Genomic DNA, 18,894 nt, shown 5'->3' on the forward strand with positions numbered 1-18,894 from the left:
CGCACGGGCTCCGTCACTCGGGGCGAGCGGGTCGTGTCACGGGAATACACTGAGTCAATGGCCCAGCCCGATTCGCTCGCTGACAACTCCATCGACATCAAGCCCCGCAGTCGCGTCGTCACCGACGGCATCGAAGCCACGACGTCGCGCGGCATGCTCCGTGCCGTCGGCATGGGCGACGCGGACTGGGACAAGCCGCAGATCGGCATCGCCTCGAGCTGGAACGAGATCACCCCCTGCAACCTGAGCCTCGACCGGCTCGCGCAGGGTGCCAAGGAGGGCGTGCACGCCGGCGGCGGCTATCCGCTGCAGTTCGGCACCATCTCCGTCTCGGACGGGATCTCGATGGGCCACGAGGGCATGCACTTCTCGCTCGTCTCCCGCGAGGTCATCGCCGACTCCGTCGAGACCGTCATCATGGCCGAGCGCCTCGACGGCTCGGTGCTGCTCGCCGGGTGCGACAAGTCGATCCCCGGCATGCTCATGGCATCGGCCCGCCTGGACCTCTCGAGCGTCTTCCTGTACGCCGGCTCGATCGCGCCGGGCTGGGTGAAGCTCTCGGACGGCACCGAGAAGGACGTCACCATCATCGACTCGTTCGAGGCCGTGGGCGCGTGCCTCGCGGGCAAGATGAGCGAGGCCGACCTCAAGCGCATCGAGTGCGCGATCGCCCCGGGCGAGGGCGCGTGCGGCGGCATGTACACCGCCAACACGATGGCCTCCGTCGCCGAGGCGCTCGGACTCAGCCTCCCGGGCTCGGCAGCGCCGCCGTCGGCCGACCGCCGCCGCGACTACTTCGCCCACCGCTCGGGCGAGGCCGTGGTCAACCTCCTCCGTCAGGGCATCACGACGCGCGACATCCTCACCAAGGAGGCGTTCGAGAACGCGATCGCGCTCGCGATGGCGCTGGGCGGCTCGACCAACGTCGTGCTGCACCTCCTCGCGATCGCCCGCGAGGCCGATGTAGACCTGAGCCTGCACGACTTCAACCGCATCGGCGACAAGGTGCCGCACGTGGCCGACATGAAGCCGTTCGGCAAGTACGTCATGAACGACGTCGACCGGCACGGCGGCATCCCGGTGATCATGAAGGCGATGCTCGACGAGGGCCTGCTCCACGGCGACGCGCTCACCGTCACCGGCAAGACGCTGGCCGAGAACCTCGCCGACCTGAATCCCGACCCCGTCGACGGCACCGTCATCCACTCGTTCGACGACCCGATCCACGCCAAGGGCGGCATCACGATCCTGCACGGCTCGATCGCTCCCGAGGGTGCGGTCGTGAAGTCGGCCGGCTTCGACGCCGACGTGTTCGAAGGACCTGCCCGCGTGTTCGAGCGCGAGCGTGCCGCGATGGACGCCCTCGAGGCCGGCGAGATCGCTGCCGGCGACGTCGTCGTGATCCGCTACGAAGGCCCCAAGGGCGGCCCGGGAATGCGCGAGATGCTCGCGATCACCGCGGCCATCAAGGGCGCGGGGCTCGGAAAAGATGTACTACTCTTGACGGACGGCAGATTCTCAGGCGGCACAACCGGCCTGTGCATCGGCCACATAGCACCCGAAGCGGTGGACGCAGGTCCCATCGCCTTCGTGCGCGATGGTGATCTGATACGGGTCGATATCGCGGCTCGCACTCTCGACCTACTCGTCGACGAGGCTGAGCTTGACTCCCGCCGCTCTGGCTGGGAGCCGCTTCCCCCGCGCTATACCCGTGGCGTCCTTGCCAAGTACTCCCGACTCGTGCGCTCCGCTGCGGAGGGCGCGACCACCGGTTGAGCCTGGCTTCCGACATCCGCCTCCGACCCATTTCAGAGGAAATCACCATGTCAGCCGACACCGCCGCGGCCGTTCCCCGGCCGCCAGCCCGCACCGCCTCGACGCCCGTGCTCACGGGCGCGGAAGCGGTCGTCCGTTCTCTCGACCTGCTCGGGGTGACCGACGTCTTCGGTCTTCCGGGCGGCGCCATCATGCCCGTGTACGACCCCCTCATGGACGACGAGTCCGTGCGCCACATCCTCGTCCGGCACGAGCAGGGCGCCGGTCACGCCGCCGAAGGCTATGCCGCCGCATCGGGTCGTGTCGGCGTCGCGATCGCGACGTCCGGCCCCGGCGCGACGAACCTCGTCACCGCGATCGCCGACGCCTATATGGACTCCGTGCCGATCGTCTGCATCACCGGTCAGGTGTTCTCCACCCTCATGGGGACGGATGCCTTCCAGGAGGCCGACATCGTGGGCATCACGATGCCGATCACGAAGCACTCCTTCCTGGTGAAGCGTGCGGAAGACATCCCCGGTGCGATCGCGGCCGCGTTCGAGATCGCGTCGACGGGTCGTCCCGGCCCCGTGCTCGTGGACATCACCAAGGACGCCCAGCAGGCTGAAGCGCCCTTCGTGTGGCCGCCGAACATCGACCTCCCGGGCTACCGGCCGGTCACGAAGGCGCACGGCAAGCAGATCCAGGCCGCGGCTCAGCTCATCGCCGACGCCAAGAAGCCAGTGCTGTACGTCGGTGGCGGCGTCGTGCGCGCCCGCGCCTCGGAGGAACTCCTGTCGCTCGCCGAGACGACCGGCGCGCCCGTCGTGACCACGCTGATGGCGCGCGGCGCGTTCCCCGACTCGCACACGCAGCACCTCGGCATGCCGGGCATGCACGGCACGGTGCCGGCGGTGCTCGCGCTGCAGGACGCCGACCTCATCGTCGCTCTCGGTGCGCGGTTCGACGACCGCGTCACCGGCAAGGCCGCGCTGTTCGCGCCGAACGCGAAGGTCGTGCACGTCGACATCGACCCCGCCGAGATCTCGAAGATCCGCACTGCCGACGTGCCGATCGTGGGCGACCTCAAGGATGTGCTCGTCGACCTCGACGTGGCGTTCCGCGCCGTCAGCGGCGGCACCGCGCCCGACATCACCGAGTGGTGGTCGTTCCTCGACGGCCTTCGCGATGAGTTCCCGCTCGGCTACACGCAGCCCACCGACGGGCACATGGCGCCGCAGTACGTGATCCAGCGCATCGGCGAGCTCACCGGCCCCGAGGGCGTCTACGCCGCGGGCGTCGGTCAGCACCAGATGTGGGCCGCGCAGTTCATCAAGTACGAGCGCCCCAACGCCTGGCTCAACTCCGGCGGCGCGGGCACGATGGGCTACTCGGTCCCGGCCGCGATGGGCGCGAAGGTCGCCGAGCCCGACCGCGTCGTGTGGGCGATCGACGGCGACGGCTGCTTCCAGATGACCAATCAGGAGCTGGCGACCTGCGCGATCAACAACATCCCGATCAAGGTCGCGATCATCAACAACTCGTCGCTGGGCATGGTGCGCCAGTGGCAGACGCTGTTCTACGACGGCCGCCACTCGAACACCGATCTCAACACCGGTCACGGTACGGTGCGCATCCCCGACTTCGTGAAGCTGGCGGAGGCGTACGGCTGCCTCGCGATCCGCGTCGAGAAGGAAGAGGACGTGGATGCTGCGATCCAGACGGCGCTCGAGACGAACGACCGCCCGGTGGTCATCGACTTCGTGGTGAGCGCCGACGCGATGGTGTGGCCGATGGTGCCGCAGGGCGTGAGCAACAGCTTCGTCCAGTACGCGCGGGACCACTCGCCCGCCTTCGACGAGCAGGAGGACTGAGACATGACCAGTCACGTGCTGAGCCTCCTCGTGGAGGACAAGCCCGGTCTGCTGACGCGCGTCGCGGGCCTGTTCGCCCGGCGCGGCTTCAACATCGAGTCGCTCGCGGTGGGCGTCACCGAGGTCCCCGGGCTCTCGCGCATCACGGTGGTCGTGGACGTCGACGAGCTTCCCCTCGAGCAGGTCACCAAGCAGCTCAACAAGCTCATCAACGTCATCAAGATCGTCGAGCTCGACCCCGCGGCATCCGTCCAGCGCGAGCACATGCTCGTGAAGGTGCGGGCCGACAACCAGACCCGGTCGAACGTGCTCGAGGTCGTCAACCTCTTCCGCGGCCAGATCGTGGACTACGCGCCCGATGCGCTCGTGGTCGAGGTCACCGGCGACAAGGGCAAGGTCGACGCGTTCCTGCGGGCGCTCGAGCCCTTCGGCATCAAGGAGCTGGCGCAGTCCGGCCTCGTCGCCATCGGCCGCGGCGGCAAGAGCATCACCGAGCGCGTGCTGCGCGGCTGAGTCCGCGGCATCCACTACTTCCAGAACCGATCAATCAAGGAGAAACACGAAGATGGCTGAGATCTTCTACGACGCCGATGCCGACCTGAGCATCATCCAGGGCAAGAAGGTGGCGATCGTGGGCTATGGCTCGCAGGGCCACGCGCACGCCCAGAACCTTCGCGACTCGGGTGTCGAGGTCGTCATCGCGCTCAAGGACGGCTCGAAGTCGATCGAGAAGGCGCAGGACGAGGGCTTCGAGGTCAAGTCGGTCGCCGACGCGGCCGAGTGGGCCGACGTCATCATGATCCTCGCGCCGGACCAGCACCAGCGCGGGATCTTCACCGACAGCATCAAGGACAAGCTGACCCCGGGCAAGACGCTCGCGTTCGCGCACGGCTTCAACATCCGCTTCGGCTACATCGAGGCGCCCGAGGGCGTCGACGTCATCCTCGTCGCGCCCAAGGCGCCGGGACACACGGTGCGCCGCGAGTACGTCGCGGGCCGCGGCATCCCCGACATCATCGCCGTCGAGCGCGACGCGACGGGCGGCGCCTGGGCGACCGCGCTTTCGTACGCGAAGGCCATCGGCGGCACGCGTGCCGGCGTCATCAAGACGACCTTCACCGAGGAGACCGAGACCGACCTGTTCGGCGAGCAGGCCGTCCTCTGCGGCGGTGTGTCGCAGCTCGTCCAGTACGGCTTCGAGACCCTCACCGAGGCGGGCTACCAGCCGCAGATCGCCTACTTCGAGGTGCTGCACGAGCTCAAGCTCATCGTCGACCTCATGTGGGAGGGCGGCATCGCCAAGCAGCGCTGGTCGGTCTCCGACACCGCCGAGTACGGCGACTACGTCTCGGGCCCGCGCGTCATCGACCCGCACGTCAAGGAGAACATGCAGGCCGTGCTCGCCGACATCCAGTCGGGTGCGTTCGCCAAGCGCTTCATCGACGACCAGGACAACGGCGGCGTCGAGTTCCTCGAGCTGCGCGAGAAGGCCGCCGCCCACCCGATCGAGTCGGTCGGCAAGGACCTGCGCTCGCTCTTCGCATGGAAGCAACAGGACGCGGACTACGTCGAGGGCTCGGCCGCGCGCTGAACCTCGATTCACCGAAGGCCCGGCTCCCCTCGCGGGGGCCGGGCCTTCGGCGTTCGCGGTGGGCTGAGGCGTCGGAGCGCGGAGACATCCGATGTTTATGGGAGGATGGAGCCGACCAGCGACGGAAGGCGAGTGGGCGAGAATGCGACAGCAGTGGTTCGACGAGGCGCGATTCGGGATGTTCGTGCACTTCGGCCTGTACAGCGGTGCCGCACGGCACGAGTGGGTGCAGAACTACGAGTTCCTGACCGACGAGGACTACCTCCCGTACTTCGAGAACTTCGACCCCGACCTGTTCGATGCACGGGCGCTCGCCCGCCGCGCGAAGGAGACGGGCATGGGCTACGTCGTGCTCACCACGAAGCACCACGACGGCTTCGCGCTGTGGAACACCGCGGTCAGCGACTTCAACGCGGTCGCCGCGTGCGGCCGGGACCTCGTGCGGGAGTACGTCGACGCGCTCCGCACCGAGGGGGTTCGCGTGGGCCTGTACCACTCGCTCATCGACTGGCATCACCCCGACTTCACGGTGGACTGGAACCATCCTCGACGGGCCGACGAGGACGTCGCCGCCCTCAACGAGGGTCGCGACATGGCGCGCTACCGCGAGTTCCTGCACGCCCAGGTGCGCGAGCTCCTCACGGATTACGGACAGATCGACTACCTGTTCTTCGACTTCACGTACCCAGAGCCGATGGACGGGCTCGCGGGCAAGGGCCCCGAGGACTGGGACGCCGAAGCGTTGCTCGAGATGTGCCGCGAACTGCAGCCCGAGATGCTCGTCAACGACCGCCTCGGCATCCCGGGGGACTTCGTCACGCCCGAGCAGTACCAGCCCACCGCGCCGCTGATGGTCGAGGGCATGCCGCAGGTGTGGGAGGCCTGTCAGACCATGAACGGCTCGTGGGGCTACCACCGCGACAACACCGAGCAGAAGCCGGCGACGCTGCTCGTCCAGATGCTCGCCGACTCGGTGGCGATGGACGGCAACATGCTGCTCAACATCGGCCCCGACGGGCGCGGTGCGATCGCCCCGCGTGACGAGCGCACCCTGTCGGAGATCGGAGAATGGATGCGGCTGCACCGGGGCGCGATCGTCGGCGCCGGTCACGCCAGCTTCGTGCCGCCGCGCGAGGGCGTGTACACCCGACGCGGTCACAAGCTCTACCTGCACCTGATGTCGTGGCCACTGGGATTCGTGCACCTTCCCGGGCTCGCCGGCAAGGTCACGTACGCGCGATTCCTGAACGACGGCTCCTGGCTCCGCACGTCGGTGGCCGACCCGGGTCAGAAGGCGGTCAACATGACGCCGGCGGGTGAGGCGGAGGGGACGCTCACCGTGCACCTTCCGGTCGCTCGACCGGACGTGCTGATGCCTGTGATCGAGCTCACGCTCACCGAGGACTGACCGCTCAGGCGGTGGGCAGCTCGAGGTTGTCGAGCGCCCACCGCGCGGCGCCGTGGAGGATGGCGTCAGCGCGCGTCTGCGCGGCTTCGATCCGCAGCTGCTGGGTGGCCAGTGGGTGGCATGCCTCGTACACCCGGCTGCGCACCGCGGCGATGAACGGCTCCGACGCACTCATGCTGCCCGTCAGGAACACGGCGTGCGGATTGAAGAAGTTCACGACGCCCGACAGCGCCTGACCGAGGTGCGTCCCCGCCGTACGGACGATCATGGTCGCCTCCGGCTCCGCGTCGCGCGCCAGCGCCAGCACGTCGGCGGTGGTCTCGACGTCCGTCCGCCCGCGCTCGCGCATCTGCCGCACGAGGCTCGCGCCGCTGGCCACGGTCTCGAGGCAGCCGGTGTTGCCGCAGGAGCACGGGATGTCGCCGCTGCCGTCGATGCGCGTGTGCGTGATGTCGCCTGCCGCGCCCGTTGCCCCACGGTGGATGTGGCCGTCCACGATGATGCCGCTGCCGATGGCGGTGCCGGCCTTCACGGTGATGCTGTGGCCGTTCGCGCCGAACTGCGCGCGGTGCTCGCCGAGTGCGGCGAGGTTCGCGTCGTTGTCGACGGCTACCGGGACGCCGTAGCGGCGCCGCACGTAATCGGGGACGCGGAAGCCGGGCCACCCGGGCATGCGCGACGGCTGAGTGACGGTGCCGCGGTCGATGTCGACCGGGCCGGGAAGGCTGATGCCGATCGCGTGGACCGTGGTGTCGCGCGCGAGTTCGTCGAAGACCACGCACACGGCGTCGAGGGTCGCCTCGGGGCCGTCCGCGAGGGCGACCGGGATCGAACGCGTCTCGCGCAGCTCGCCGCTGAGCGAGTGCGCGCCGATGCGGGCGTGTCCGCCTCCCAGGTCGACCGTGAGCACGATCCCCGAACCCTCGTCGATGCCCAGCAGCCGCGGGCGTCTGCCGCCGCGTGACGTGCCGTCGCCCCGCTCGGTCACGAGCCCGGCGTCGATCAGCGACTGCACCCTCAGGCTGACGGTCGACGGCGCGAGTCCGAGGGCCGCGGCGAGCTCGCTGCGCGAGCTCGCCTGCCCGCGCGCGATCAGATCGATGATCCGCCGGGACAGGTCCTCATCTGCGGAAGAGCGGTCGGTGTCGGGGGTCATGGTCCCTTTCGCGGGTGGTGGTCTGGCCGTGTTTCCGAGATGTGACGAAGTATCACACGTCGATAAACATCCGATGTTCGGGTTGCGTCACTGATCGAAACCTGCGAGGGTGACTTGCGACACAAGAGTACAAGGTTGGTTCGAGAATCGAAATAACCTTGTGAGAACTGGCTGCCATAGGAGGCATTCGATGAAGAAGTTGCGCGTCGGCGCGGTGGCCGCAGCCACCGGCGTAGCGGTGGTCCTGACGGGGTGTGCGAGCGGTTCGGGCGGAGAGAGCTCCACCGATGGCAAGCCCACGATCGTCGTCGACATGTGGGCGGGCAGTGAGGCCGACACCACGGCGCTGGAGAAGCAGGTCGCGATCGCGCAGGAGGAGAACCCCGATGTGACGATCAAGCTCCAGACCGCGCCGTGGAACGACTTCTTCACGAAGCTCACCACGAACATGGCCAGCGGGAACATGGCGTGCGTCACGGGTATGAGCGGTGCGCAGCTCGGCGGGTTCACCGACGGATTCCGCGAGCTGTCGGCGGACGACCTCAAGACCGCGGGTCTCGACTTCGCCGACTTCAACCCGGGCGCCGAGGGCATCCTGAGCTTCGAGGGCGGCCTGTACGGCGTTCCCTTCGACGTCGCGACGATGCTCGTCTACTACAACCAGGACATGCTGACCGCGACCGGTGCGGCCACGCCCGAGATCGACTGGACCTTCGACGACTTCGAAGACATCGCGACGACGGCGACGGCCGACGGCAAGTACGGCTTCGGCATGGGCATGGGCGGCTACCAGTGGATGTCGATGCCCATCGCACTTTCGGGCAAGCAGCCGGCCTCCGAGGACGGCACGCTCCACATCGACGACCCCGACTTCGTCGACGCGGCGTCGTGGTACTCCGGTCTCGTCACCGACCTCGGCGTCGCGGCGCCGGTCGCGTCGGCGTCGGACACGGGCTGGGGCGAGAACCAGTACACCGGCGGCAACGCCGCCATGGCGGTCGACGGCACGTGGAACGCGGTGAGCTACCTCAACAACGAGTCGGGCTTCGCCGCCGGCATGGCGCCGCTCCCGGCGGGTGACCACGGCAACTCCGGACCGATCCTCGGCTCGGGCTACGGCATCTCGAAGACGTGCGACAACCCCGAGGCGGCGCTCAAGGTCTTGGGATCGCTCCTCGGCAAGGACGCGCAGGACTACATCGCCTCGTCGGGCCGCTCGTATCCGGCACGCACCGAGTCGCAGCCGCTGTACTTCGACTCGATCGACGAGGAGTACCGCGAGCAGGTCCAGACGGTCTTCGAGTCGGCGTTCGCCACCACCGTCCCGCTGTACATGACGAAGAACTGGGAGAAGCTCGACAGTTACATCCAGCCGAACCTCGTCAGCGTCTACAACGGCCAGATGGAGATGTCGGACCTGCTGGAGAGCGCCCAGGCGCAGTTCGGCAACTGACCGGGTTCGTCCTCGAACCCTCGTACGTGAGCAAGAGAGCAGAGCAATGACGACCACGACGACGACACGTCGCGGGTCGCTCGCCAGGGCCGAGGCCCGCCAGGCGCTGGGCTTCGCAAGCCCGGCCCTGGTGGGGCTCGCCCTGTTCACGATCGTGCCCGTCGGGCTCTCGATCGTGATGAGCGTCTACGACTGGCCGACGTTCGGCGACCGCACCTTCAACGGCGTCGAGAACTACGCAAAGCTGTTCACCAGCAGCCCCGACTTCTGGCCGGCGCTGCGCAACTCCGCGGTGTACACGCTGCTGTACGTGCCGCTCAGCATCGCCCTCTCTCTCGCGCTCGCGATCGGGCTCGGGCCGCGTATCCGCGGCCGTGGCGCCCTCCGCGTGCTCTTCTTCATCCCCGTCGTCGTGCCCATGGTGGCCAACGTCCTGGTGTGGAAGATGATGCTGCAGCCGCAGGGCCTGTTCAACGGGCTGGCGCAGAGCTGGTTCGGCGTCACGCTGCCGAACTTCCTCGCCGATCCCTCGTGGGCGATGATCATGGTGGTCGCCATGAGCGTGTGGCAGGGACTCGGCTACAACATGCTGATCTTCTCCGCGGCGCTCGAGCAGCTTCCCGAGAGCGTGCTCGAGGCGGCCAGCATCGACGGCGCCCGGGGCTTCCGCCTCGTCTGGAGCGTCATGATCCCGATGATCTCGCCGTCGATCTTCTTCGCGACGATCATGACGATGATCACCGCCCTCCAGGTGTTCGCGCAGCCGCAGCTGCTCACCGGCGGTGGCCCGGGCAACGCGACGAAGCCGCTCGTGATGTTCATCTGGGAACAGGGCTTCACCTTCGGCGACCTGGGACTCGCGGCAGCAGCGGCGTGGATCCTCTTCGCGATCATCATCCTCATCACAGGCATGCAGTTCGCCGCGCAGCGGAAGTGGGTGCACTATGAGCACTGACACCGAGACCGACAAGGAAGCGTCGGCGATCGAGCAGACGCTGCTCATGACGTCCGACGACGAGTTCGTCGAGGAGCCCCCGGCGCGCCGCCGCACCGCCGCGCGCACGCCGGGTGAGCGCATCCGCCTGGTCCTCGCGCACATCTGCATCTACCTGGCGGCGCTCATCTTCGTCGCGCCCCTCGTCTACGCCTTCTTCTCGGCGCTCAAGCCCAACGAGGAGATGTTCTCGATGCCGCCGACGCTGGTCGGCTCGCAGATCAAGTGGGGCAACTTCGCGGAGGTCTTCGCCTACGGGCCGTTCCTCACCTACATCGGCAATTCGCTGTTCGTGGCGGTCGCGGGCACGCTGGTCGTGCTCATCGTCTCGACGACGGCGGGCTATGCGTTCGGGCGCCTGCGCTGGAAGGGCCGCGACGCGGTCTTCGTGCTGTTCCTGGCCACCCTGATGGTGCCGGCCGAGGTCCTCGTCATCCCGATGTTCCAGGTGATGCAGTGGTTCGGATGGGTCAACACCTACCAGGCGCTCATCTTCCCGTTCGCCTTCACGGCGTTCGGCACCTTCCTCATGCGTCAGTTCTTCCGCGGCATCCCGTTCGAGCTCGAAGAGGCTGCCCGTGTGGACGGGTCGGGTCCGGTGCGCACGTTCCTCCAGATCATCCTTCCGCTGTCCAAGTCGGCGGTGGCGGTGCTGGCGGTGTTCACGTTCCTGTCGTTCTGGAACAGCTACCTCTGGCCGCTCATCGTGACGGTCGACTACGCGACACTGGGCACGCTCCCCGTGGGCCTCGCCAGCTTCTCGGGCCTCACCGGCACGCGCTGGGACCTGCAGATGGCGGCAGCGATCATCTCGATGATCCCCACCACGATCCTCGTGATCGTCCTGCAGAAGCACCTCGTGAAGGGCATCGCGATGGCCGGGCTGGGCGGCCGATGAGCGGGTGCGCAGAGGCCCCCGCCGTCGTCGCCGGCATCGACATCGGGGGCACGAAGACCGCCGGCGCCCTCGTCGCCGCGGACGGCACGGTGCTGGCGCGCCGTACGCGCGACACCCCGGCCCGCATCGGTGGCGCCGCGATGGCCGAGACGGCTGCGCTCCTCGTCGAGGAGCTCGCCGACGACGCGGGCGTGCGTCCCGATGCGGTCGGTGTCGGCGCGGCGGGGGTCGTCGACCCGCAGAGCGGTGCCATCCGCGCCGCGTCGGACATGTTCGTCGACTGGGCGGGATTCCCGCTCGGCGAGCGGCTCGGTGACAGGCTCGAGGTCGAGGTGCGCGTCGAGAACGACGTCAACGCCTTCCTCCTCGGCGAGACCGCATGGGGCTCGGGGCGGGGCGCCGACGTGCTCGGCGTGATGCTCGGCACCGGCGTCGGCGGAGCGCTCGTGCTCGACGGCAGACTCCGCCACGGTCCCTACGGCGCTGCCGGCGAGATCGGCCACACTCCGGGCTACAGCGACCTGGTCTGCACCTGTGGCCGCACCGGTCACCTCGAGACTCTGGCCTCGGGCACCTCGATCGCGCGCCGTTATGCGGCGGCGACCGGCGATGGCGTCGTGTCGGCGCGGGTCGTGGCGGACCGGGCGCGTATCGGCGACCCCGTCGCGAAGACCGTGTTCGACGACGCCGGCAGGGCGGTCGCCCTCGCATGCATCTCCGCGGCGACCCTCGTCGACGTGCCGCTCGCCGTGGTCGGAGGCGGGGTGGCGTCGGCGTGGGACCTGCTCGCTCCCGCCGTCGAGGCCACCCTCCTGACCGATCCGCCGGTGTCCGGTGCTCCCTTGCGCATCGTTCCCGGCACGCTGCGCGGCGATGCGGTCGTGCTCGGCGCCGCGGCGCTGGCGGCGGCATCCTATCGATCCCTTTCCTCCGAACAGTTCGCAGAAGGTGAGCTCCTCCGTGACGTCGCGTCCTGACCACGATCAGATCTGGAAGGGCCCGCTGGGCCTGCTCCACCCGTCGGGGCTCGCGCGCCCGCGCGTCGGCATCGGTGGCATCTCGATCGAGTCCAGCACGTTCTCCCCGCACATCTCGGGCGACGAGGCGTTCACGATCCGCACCGGCGACGAGCTGCTCGCGTACTATCCCTTCCTCGCCGAGGGGGAGGAGCTGCGGGATGCTGCGGCCTGGGTTCCCCTCACGCACGGGCGTTCCCTGCCCGGTGGGGCTGTCGACCCGGAGACCTATGCGCGCATGAAGCAGGCGATCGTCGAGGGGATCCGTGCGGAGGGTCCGTTCGACGCGTTCTTCTTCGACATCCACGGCGCCATGAGCGTCGTGGGCATGGACGACGCCGAGGGCGACCTCGCGACCGCGGTGCGCGAGGCGCTCGGTCCCGACACCCTCGTGTCGGCATCGATGGATCTGCACGGCAACGTGTCTGACGCCCTCTTCGACGCCGTCGACCTCATCACGTGCTACCGGATGGCGCCGCACGAGGACTGGATGAACACCAAGCAGCGCGCGGTGCACAATCTGCTCGAGCGGCTGCGCGGCGCCTCGGGCGCCGACCCGGATGCGCGACGCCCCTACAAGGCGTGGGTGCGCGTCCCGGTGCTGCTGCCCGGCGAGAAGACGAGCACGCGGCTCGAGCCCGCGAAGGGGCTGTACGGCACGATCCCGGATGTCGAGGAGCTCGAGGGCGTCGTCGACGCCGCCGTGTGGGTGGGGTACGCGTGGGCCGACGAGCCCCGTTGCCACGCCACGGTCATCGTGACCGGCGACGACCCGGAGATGATCGCGCACGAAGCGGAGCGACTCGGACAGCGGTACTGGGACGCACGGGCGGACTTCGTCTTCGTGGGTCCGACCGCGAGCCTCGACGAGGCGCTCGATCTGGCTCTGGCGGACGACGCGCCGCGGCCCTACGTCATCTCCGATTCGGGCGACAACCCGACGGCTGGCGGCGCCGGAGACGTCTCGTGGACCCTCGGACGCCTGCTCGAGCGGGCCGACCTCCAGGATGCGTCGCGCACGGTGCTCGCGGCATCCGTCTTCGATCCGGAGGCGGTGCGCGCCGCCGAGGCAGGGGGGTTCGGCGCCACGGTCACGGTGCACGTGGGTGGACGCGTCGATCCCGGTCCGCGCGGGCCCGTCGAGGTCACCGGCGAGGTCGTCTCGATCACCGGCGGCGACCCGGTCGCGGGTACGCAGGTCGTGCTCCGCCGCGGCGCCGTGCACGCAATCGTGACAGAGCGGCGCAAGCCCTTCCACCACCTCGACGACTTCCGGATGCTGGGACTCGACCCCGAGACGGCCGACATCGTGATCGTGAAGATCGGCTATCTCGAGCCCGAGCTCTACGATCTGGCCGCGGGATGGACGCTCGCGCTCACACCCGGCGGGGTCGACCAGGATCTGCTGCGCCTCGGCCACTCCCGACTGCGTCCCGGCACCTACCCGTTCGCCACCACCGACGACGAGCCCGACCTTGCGGCACTCGTCACCCGACGCCGCGGCATGGAGGCACGCGCATGAACTTCGAGACCCGCACCGGACCCGACCTCGGCCACGCGGCCCCCGAGTACCCAGAGACGCCGGTCCCCGAGTGGTACCGCGACGCGAAGCTCGGGTTCTTCGTGCACTGGGGGCTGTACTCCGTGCCTGCCTGGGCGCCGGCCCACCCTCCCGGAGGAGTGCCCACCGAGGACGCCTATGCCCACCACCAGTACGCCGAGTGGTACGCCAACACGGTGCGCATCGCGGGCAGCCCGACGTGGCGGCGCCACCAGGAGCTGTACGGCACCGGCACGAGCTACGAGGACCTCGCGGACCAGTGGAATCCGGGCGGGTTCGACGCCGACACCTTCGTCGGCGCGCTCGTCGACGCGGGCGCGCGCTACGTCGTCCCCACGACGAAGCACCACGACGGCTTCTGCCTGTGGGACACCGCGACGACGTCGTTCAGCGCGGCCCGCCGCGGCCCGCGCCGCGACCTGATCGCCGAACTCCACGACGCGACGCGTCGCGCCGGCACGCGGTTCGGCGTCTACTTCTCGGGTGCGCTGGACTGGCACGTGAGCGACTACCCGCCGATCGAGTCAGACACCGACCTCTTCCGGTTCCGCCGTGCGGACGAGTGGTTCTCGCGGTACGCCGCCGCCCAGCTCGACGAGCTCGTCGATCGCTTCCGCCCCGACCTGCTCTGGAACGACATCGAGTGGCCGGACGGCGGCAAGGGGCAGCAGGACTACGCGGTCGCCGCGCTGCTGCGCCGGTACCTCGCGGCCGTGCCGGACGGCGCCGTGAACGACCGCTGGGGCGTGCCTCGGCACGGCTTCCTCACGCGCGAGTACACCCACGTCGCCGACATCGTCGCCGAGCCCTGGGAGTCGACGCGCGGTCTCGGGTACTCCTTCGGCTACAACCAGGCGGAGGATGCGAGTCACTCGCTGTCGGGCGCCGCCCTCATCCGCCTCCTCGCCGACGTCGTGAGCAAGAACGGCAACCTCCTGATCAACGTCGGCCCGCGCGCCGACGGATCGATCCCCGAGCTGCAGGAACGCGCCATGCGCGAGCTCGGCGGGTGGCTCCGCCGCGACGGCGATGCGATCTACGCCACGCGTCCGTGGGTGCGCGCGTACGAGGAGACCGGCGCGCCACGCGCCTACACGGCCGCGGAGGGTGTCGTGAACGTGATCGCGCTCGACCCCGCCGCGGGCGAGTTCGATCTTCCTGAGGAGCTCGCCGGCCGGCCCGCGCGCTGGGCGGACGGCTCCGAGGCGGCGCTCGAGCGCACGCCCGATGGCCGCTCGCACGCGACCGTCCCCGATGCCTTCCGCGCCGGGCCGGCGGTCGCCCTCCGGGTCGAGCTGTGATGCCCACGGCCGTCGAGATCGCGGTGCAGGACGCCGCGGGCGCCCGTGCGGCGATCGAGGCGGGTGCGGATCGGCTCGAACTCTGCCAGGCGCTCGTCGTCGGCGGTCTCACGCCGTCGATGGGGTCGATCGAGGCCGTGTGCGACGCGGTTGGCGCCGAGAGGGTGAACGTGCTGGTGCGTCCCCGGGGCGGCGGCTTCGTGTACGACGCCGACGAGGTCGCAGTCGTCACGGCCGACATCCGCGCCTGCGTCGCGCGGGGGGTGGGCGGCGTCGTGGTCGGCGCGCTCGAGCGCGACGGCCGCGCCGACCGCGAGGCGCTTCGCCGGTGGACGGATGCCGCGGGCCCTGCGACGCTCGTCTTCCACCGTGCGATCGACGCGTCGCCGCGCAGCGCCGAGGTGTTCGAGACCCTGCTGGCCGAGGGCATCGGCCGGGTGCTGACGTCGGGGGGCGCGGAGCGCAGCATCCAGGGGATCGACCGCCTCGAGGCGTACGCACGCCTCGCCGGGCCGGACCTCGAAGTGACGGCAGGCGGGGGAGTGGCGCCGGCCGACATCCGCCACCTCGTCCGCGCCGGCGTGGGCGCCGTGCACCTCTCGGCGCGCCGGCGCGCGGGGCTCGGCGCGTCCGCGGGACCCGGCGGCGGCACGGACGGGCACGATGTGACCGATCCGGGGATCGTGGCGGAAGCGGTGGCCGCCGCCCGGGGTTGAGCACCGCTGCCGGTCGGAGCGATTGCTGAGAGTTTCCTCATCCGCGGACTCTTGTCGGCGTGCCCGGGAGCGTGGTTCGATCCTCGCCATGGGAGAAAACATGCCTGATCACGTATCCGACCACGACCTCGGGACCACGGCGGAGAACCCGCCCCACTCGGGTCTGAGTCGACGCAATTTCCTCGTCGGCGTCTCCGCGGCGAGCGTGCTCGCCGCGGCCGGCTGGGTGCAGTCGCCGCAGGCGCTCGCCGCACCGGGCGGGAAGTCCGTGACCATCACCGTCATGGGCACATCCGACATCCACGCCAACGCGCTCAACTGGGACTACTACAAGGACGCCGCCTACAGCGACAGCGCAGGCAACACCATCGGGCTCGCGCGTGTGTCGAGCCTGGTGAACCAGATCCGCGCTGACCGCGGGCGGGGCCGGACGCTGCTGTTCGACGCCGGCGACACGATCCAGGGGTCGCCCCTGGGCTTCTACTACGCGACCGTCGATCCGGTCACCGCGTCGGGAGCAGTGCATCCGATCGCGGCCGCGTTCAACGCGATCGGCTACGACGCCGTGGCCCTCGGCAACCACGAGTTCAACTACGGGCTCGACTTCCTCGACAACTGGATCTCGCAGTTGGATGCCCCGGCCCTGGCCGCGAACGCCGTGCACGCGGGCACGACCGATCCCGCGTTCCGGCCCTATGTCGTGAAGAAGATGAACATCCCGGGCTATAAGCCGATCCGCGTCGGCGTGCTCGGCCTCACCAACCCCGGCGTCGTCATCTGGGACAAGGCGAACGTGAGCGGCCGCATCGACGTGCTCGACGTCGTGGAGACCGCCGCCCGCTGGGTGCCCGTCATGCGCGCCGAGGGCGTCGACGTGGTCATCGCCAGCGTGCACGCCGGCGACAGTGGCCTGTCGTCCTACGGCACCGACATCCCGGTCGAGAACGCGTCGGCTCTGCTCGCCGAGCAGGTCCCCGGCATCGACGCGATCCTCTTCGGCCACGCCCACCTCGACATCCCGCAGCGGTTCGTGACGAACAAGGTCACGGGCAAGCAGGTCGTGATGAGCGAGCCGAAGAACTGGGGTCAGCGCCTCAGCGTATTCGACCTCACCCTCACGATCGACCGCGGCAAGTGGGCGGTCACCGGAGCGAAGTCCCTCACCGTCAACACGAACACCGTCGTCGACGACCCCGCCCTGGTCCAGGTCGTGAAGGCGCAGCACGACGCCGTCGTCGCGTACGTCAACACGCCGGTCGCGACGTCCACCGAAGTGCTGTCCGCCGCCGAGTCGTGCTGGAAGGACACCGCGATCCTCGACTACGTCCACCACGTGCAGATCGACACCGTGTCGAAGGCGATCGCCGGCACCCCCGAGGCATCCCTTCCGATCATCTCTCTCGCCGCGCCGTTCAACCGCGCCGCGACGTTCCCGGCCGGGCAGGTGACGATCAAGGACGTCGCGGGGCTGTACATCTACGACAACACGCTGCTCGCGTCGGTGATCACGGGCGCCCAGATCAAGGACTACCTCGAGTACTCGGCGAAATACTTCCAGCAGGTGGCACCCGATGCCCCGGTCGCACCGGCGACCTGGACGAACGCACTGAACACGCCCGACTACAACTTCGACCAGTTCTCGGGCGTCACGTACGACATCGACATCTCCCAGCCCCAAGGGTCGCGCATCGCGAACCTTGCGTTCGGCGGAGCGCCGGTGGCGGCCGACCAGCGGTTCGTGGTGGCGATCAACAACTACCGGCAATCAGGTGGCGGCGGATTCCCCCACGTCGCGACGGCGCCCGTGGTGTACAACGCGCAGGTCGCGATCCGCGAGGCGATCGTCGCGTACGCCTCGGCGACCGGGGTGATCGACCCCGCCGACTTCCACGTCGAGAACTGGCGGCTGGTGCGTGCGGGCACGCCGGTGTTCTGACGCATGAGGCGAGGGCCCGGCATCCTGCGGGATGCCGGGCCTTCTCCGTTCCGCCGGGGCCGGGCCGGTACCGGGCGCCCCCGATTCCGGTACCGGATGCGGGGACGCCGTGTTCACGGCCTGGCGTATCACGGCGCCGCGTCCGCGACTCACATCACACAACCCTCGCCAACCCGGGCGAGCTTCATGAAAGGAACGGCCATGGACGGGCGCACCCTGACCTTCACGGCCGACCGGCTCGATCGCGAGCGGGCGGCCGCCCTGGATCGCGAGAACGAGATTCTCCGCAGCATCGCCGACCGCGGCGCGACGATCACGCCGGAAAGCCCGGCGTCTCATGTCATCGCCGGCATCGGCGTGTGGTTCCGGCACCTCTTCGCGGGGCCGCGGCAGCTGCGATTCTCTTGAATCCGTCGAGACCCGCCGCCCGGGAGCGCGGCGGGTCTCACCATGTCTGCGGCGGGGCGCGCCGCCGGGCTAGGCTCACGGCATGTCCGCACCGCGCCCCGTCGAGATCGCCGTCCAAGACCCCGCAGGGGCCCGCTCCGCGATCGCGGCCGGTGCCGCGCGCCTCGAGCTGTGCCAGGCCCTCGACGTCGGCGGGCTGACGCCGTCGCTCGCGACGCTCGAAGCCGTGCTCACGGCCGTCGAGCCGGCGGCCGTGAACGTGCTCGTGCGTCCTCGCGGAGGCGGCTTCGTCTACGACCCCGAGGAGGTCGCGCTCGTCGCGGCCGACATCCGCGCGTGCGTGGATCGCGGCGCGGGAGGTGTGGTCGTCGGCGCGCTGACCTCGGCGGGCGGCCTCGACGTCGACACGCTGCGCCGGTGGCGGGATGCTGCGGGCCCCGCGACGTTCGTGTTCCACCGGGCCGTCGACGCCGCGGCCGATCCGTCGGCCGTCTTCGACGCGCTGGTGGCCGAGGGCGTCGACCGCGTGCTGACCTCGGGCGGTGCGCCGCGCTCCATCGACGGGCTCGCCATGCTGGCGGCTTTCGCGACGCGCTCGGGAGCTGTCGAGGTGATGGCGGGCGGCGGCGTGCATCCGGCCGACATCCCGGCACTTTTCGCGGCAGGGGTCGATGCGGTGCACCTGTCGGCGCGAGCGCGCGCGGGCCACGATGCTCCGTCCGGCCCGGGCGGCGGCTCGCCGGGCCACGACGTCACCGACCCCGGGGTCGTGGCGGAGGCCGTCGCCGCCGCCGGCTGAGGCAAGCGTCCCGCAGCCGTACACCGGA

15 protein-coding genes and 1 pseudogene are annotated in these 18,894 nt (G+C 69.6%); 15 read left to right on the forward strand and 1 reads right to left on the reverse strand.

Annotation, left to right across the window (positions count from 1 at the left end; genetic code table 11):
• Positions 1–57 precede the first annotated feature (57 nt).
• The 5 genes and pseudogenes from ilvD to ACFC1K_RS12875 all read left to right on the forward strand — a co-directional run bounded on the left by ilvD (position 58) and on the right by ACFC1K_RS12875 (position 6,628).
• A complete protein-coding gene (gene ilvD, locus ACFC1K_RS12855; RefSeq protein WP_374974632.1) occupies positions 58–1,776 on the forward strand; it encodes a dihydroxy-acid dehydratase in 1,719 nt (572 codons plus the stop codon).
• 47 nt (positions 1,777–1,823) lie between these two features.
• Positions 1,824–3,629, forward strand: coding sequence for an acetolactate synthase large subunit (locus ACFC1K_RS12860; protein WP_310291385.1), 1,806 nt, complete (start codon positions 1,824–1,826; stop codon positions 3,627–3,629).
• Between the two features lie 3 nt (positions 3,630–3,632).
• A pseudogene (ilvN, locus tag ACFC1K_RS12865) lies at positions 3,633–4,106 on the forward strand (acetolactate synthase small subunit); the annotation flags it as partial.
• The gene (gene ilvC / locus ACFC1K_RS12870) at positions 3,988–5,220 is read left to right on the forward strand and encodes a ketol-acid reductoisomerase (RefSeq protein ID WP_375871940.1); all 1,233 of its coding nucleotides are present in this window, start codon (positions 3,988–3,990) and stop codon (positions 5,218–5,220) included. The pseudogene ilvN and the gene ilvC, both read left to right, overlap by 119 nt.
• 97 nt (positions 5,221–5,317) lie before the next feature.
• Entirely contained in the window at positions 5,318–6,628 is a 1,311-nt protein-coding gene (locus ACFC1K_RS12875; RefSeq protein WP_375872404.1) for an alpha-L-fucosidase, read from the forward strand.
• Between the two features lie 4 nt (positions 6,629–6,632).
• On the opposite strand, the gene ACFC1K_RS12880 is transcribed toward ACFC1K_RS12875, so the two are convergent.
• On the reverse strand, positions 6,633–7,784 hold the full coding sequence (locus ACFC1K_RS12880) for an ROK family protein (RefSeq protein WP_375871941.1): 1,152 nt from the start codon (positions 7,782–7,784) through the stop codon (positions 6,633–6,635).
• Positions 7,785–7,974: 190 nt separating this feature from the next.
• Here ACFC1K_RS12880 and ACFC1K_RS12885 point away from each other — a divergent pair, with 190 nt between their 5' ends.
• From ACFC1K_RS12885 to ACFC1K_RS12930, 10 genes are all read left to right on the forward strand, one after another.
• Positions 7,975–9,237 (forward strand): sugar ABC transporter substrate-binding protein, encoded by a 1,263-nt coding sequence (locus ACFC1K_RS12885; protein WP_310291378.1) that lies wholly within the window; start codon positions 7,975–7,977, stop codon positions 9,235–9,237.
• Between the two features lie 46 nt (positions 9,238–9,283).
• Positions 9,284–10,192 (forward strand): sugar ABC transporter permease, encoded by a 909-nt coding sequence (locus ACFC1K_RS12890; RefSeq protein ID WP_310291375.1) that lies wholly within the window; start codon positions 9,284–9,286, stop codon positions 10,190–10,192.
• A complete protein-coding gene (locus ACFC1K_RS12895; RefSeq protein ID WP_375871942.1) occupies positions 10,182–11,129 on the forward strand; it encodes a carbohydrate ABC transporter permease in 948 nt (315 codons plus the stop codon). Before ACFC1K_RS12890 ends, ACFC1K_RS12895 begins: the two co-directional genes overlap by 11 nt.
• Complete coding sequence (locus ACFC1K_RS12900) at positions 11,126–12,106, forward strand: ROK family protein (protein ID WP_310291370.1); 981 nt, start codon at positions 11,126–11,128, stop codon at positions 12,104–12,106. Before ACFC1K_RS12895 ends, ACFC1K_RS12900 begins: the two co-directional genes overlap by 4 nt.
• The gene (locus tag ACFC1K_RS12905; protein ID WP_375871943.1) at positions 12,090–13,667 is read left to right on the forward strand and encodes a M81 family metallopeptidase; all 1,578 of its coding nucleotides are present in this window, start codon (positions 12,090–12,092) and stop codon (positions 13,665–13,667) included. Before ACFC1K_RS12900 ends, ACFC1K_RS12905 begins: the two co-directional genes overlap by 17 nt.
• The gene (locus tag ACFC1K_RS12910) at positions 13,664–15,007 is read left to right on the forward strand and encodes an alpha-L-fucosidase (RefSeq protein WP_375871944.1); all 1,344 of its coding nucleotides are present in this window, start codon (positions 13,664–13,666) and stop codon (positions 15,005–15,007) included. Before ACFC1K_RS12905 ends, ACFC1K_RS12910 begins: the two co-directional genes overlap by 4 nt.
• Positions 15,007–15,723, forward strand: coding sequence for a copper homeostasis protein CutC (locus ACFC1K_RS12915; protein ID WP_375871945.1), 717 nt, complete (start codon positions 15,007–15,009; stop codon positions 15,721–15,723). Before ACFC1K_RS12910 ends, ACFC1K_RS12915 begins: the two co-directional genes overlap by 1 nt.
• Positions 15,724–15,823: 100 nt before the next feature.
• Entirely contained in the window at positions 15,824–17,659 is a 1,836-nt protein-coding gene (locus ACFC1K_RS12920) for a 5'-nucleotidase C-terminal domain-containing protein (RefSeq protein WP_375871946.1), read from the forward strand.
• A gap of 201 nt (positions 17,660–17,860) precedes the next feature.
• Complete coding sequence (locus ACFC1K_RS12925; RefSeq protein ID WP_375871947.1) at positions 17,861–18,067, forward strand: hypothetical protein; 207 nt, start codon at positions 17,861–17,863, stop codon at positions 18,065–18,067.
• An 82-nt stretch (positions 18,068–18,149) separates the two neighbouring features.
• Positions 18,150–18,866: a copper homeostasis protein CutC gene (locus tag ACFC1K_RS12930; RefSeq protein ID WP_375871948.1), complete on the forward strand. Its 717-nt coding sequence runs from the start codon at positions 18,150–18,152 to the stop codon at positions 18,864–18,866.
• Positions 18,867–18,894 lie beyond the last annotated feature (28 nt).

This window comes from Microbacterium sp. NPDC056057 (assembly GCF_042266945.1).
Taxonomy (GTDB): domain Bacteria; phylum Actinomycetota; class Actinomycetes; order Actinomycetales; family Microbacteriaceae; genus Microbacterium; species Microbacterium trichothecenolyticum_C.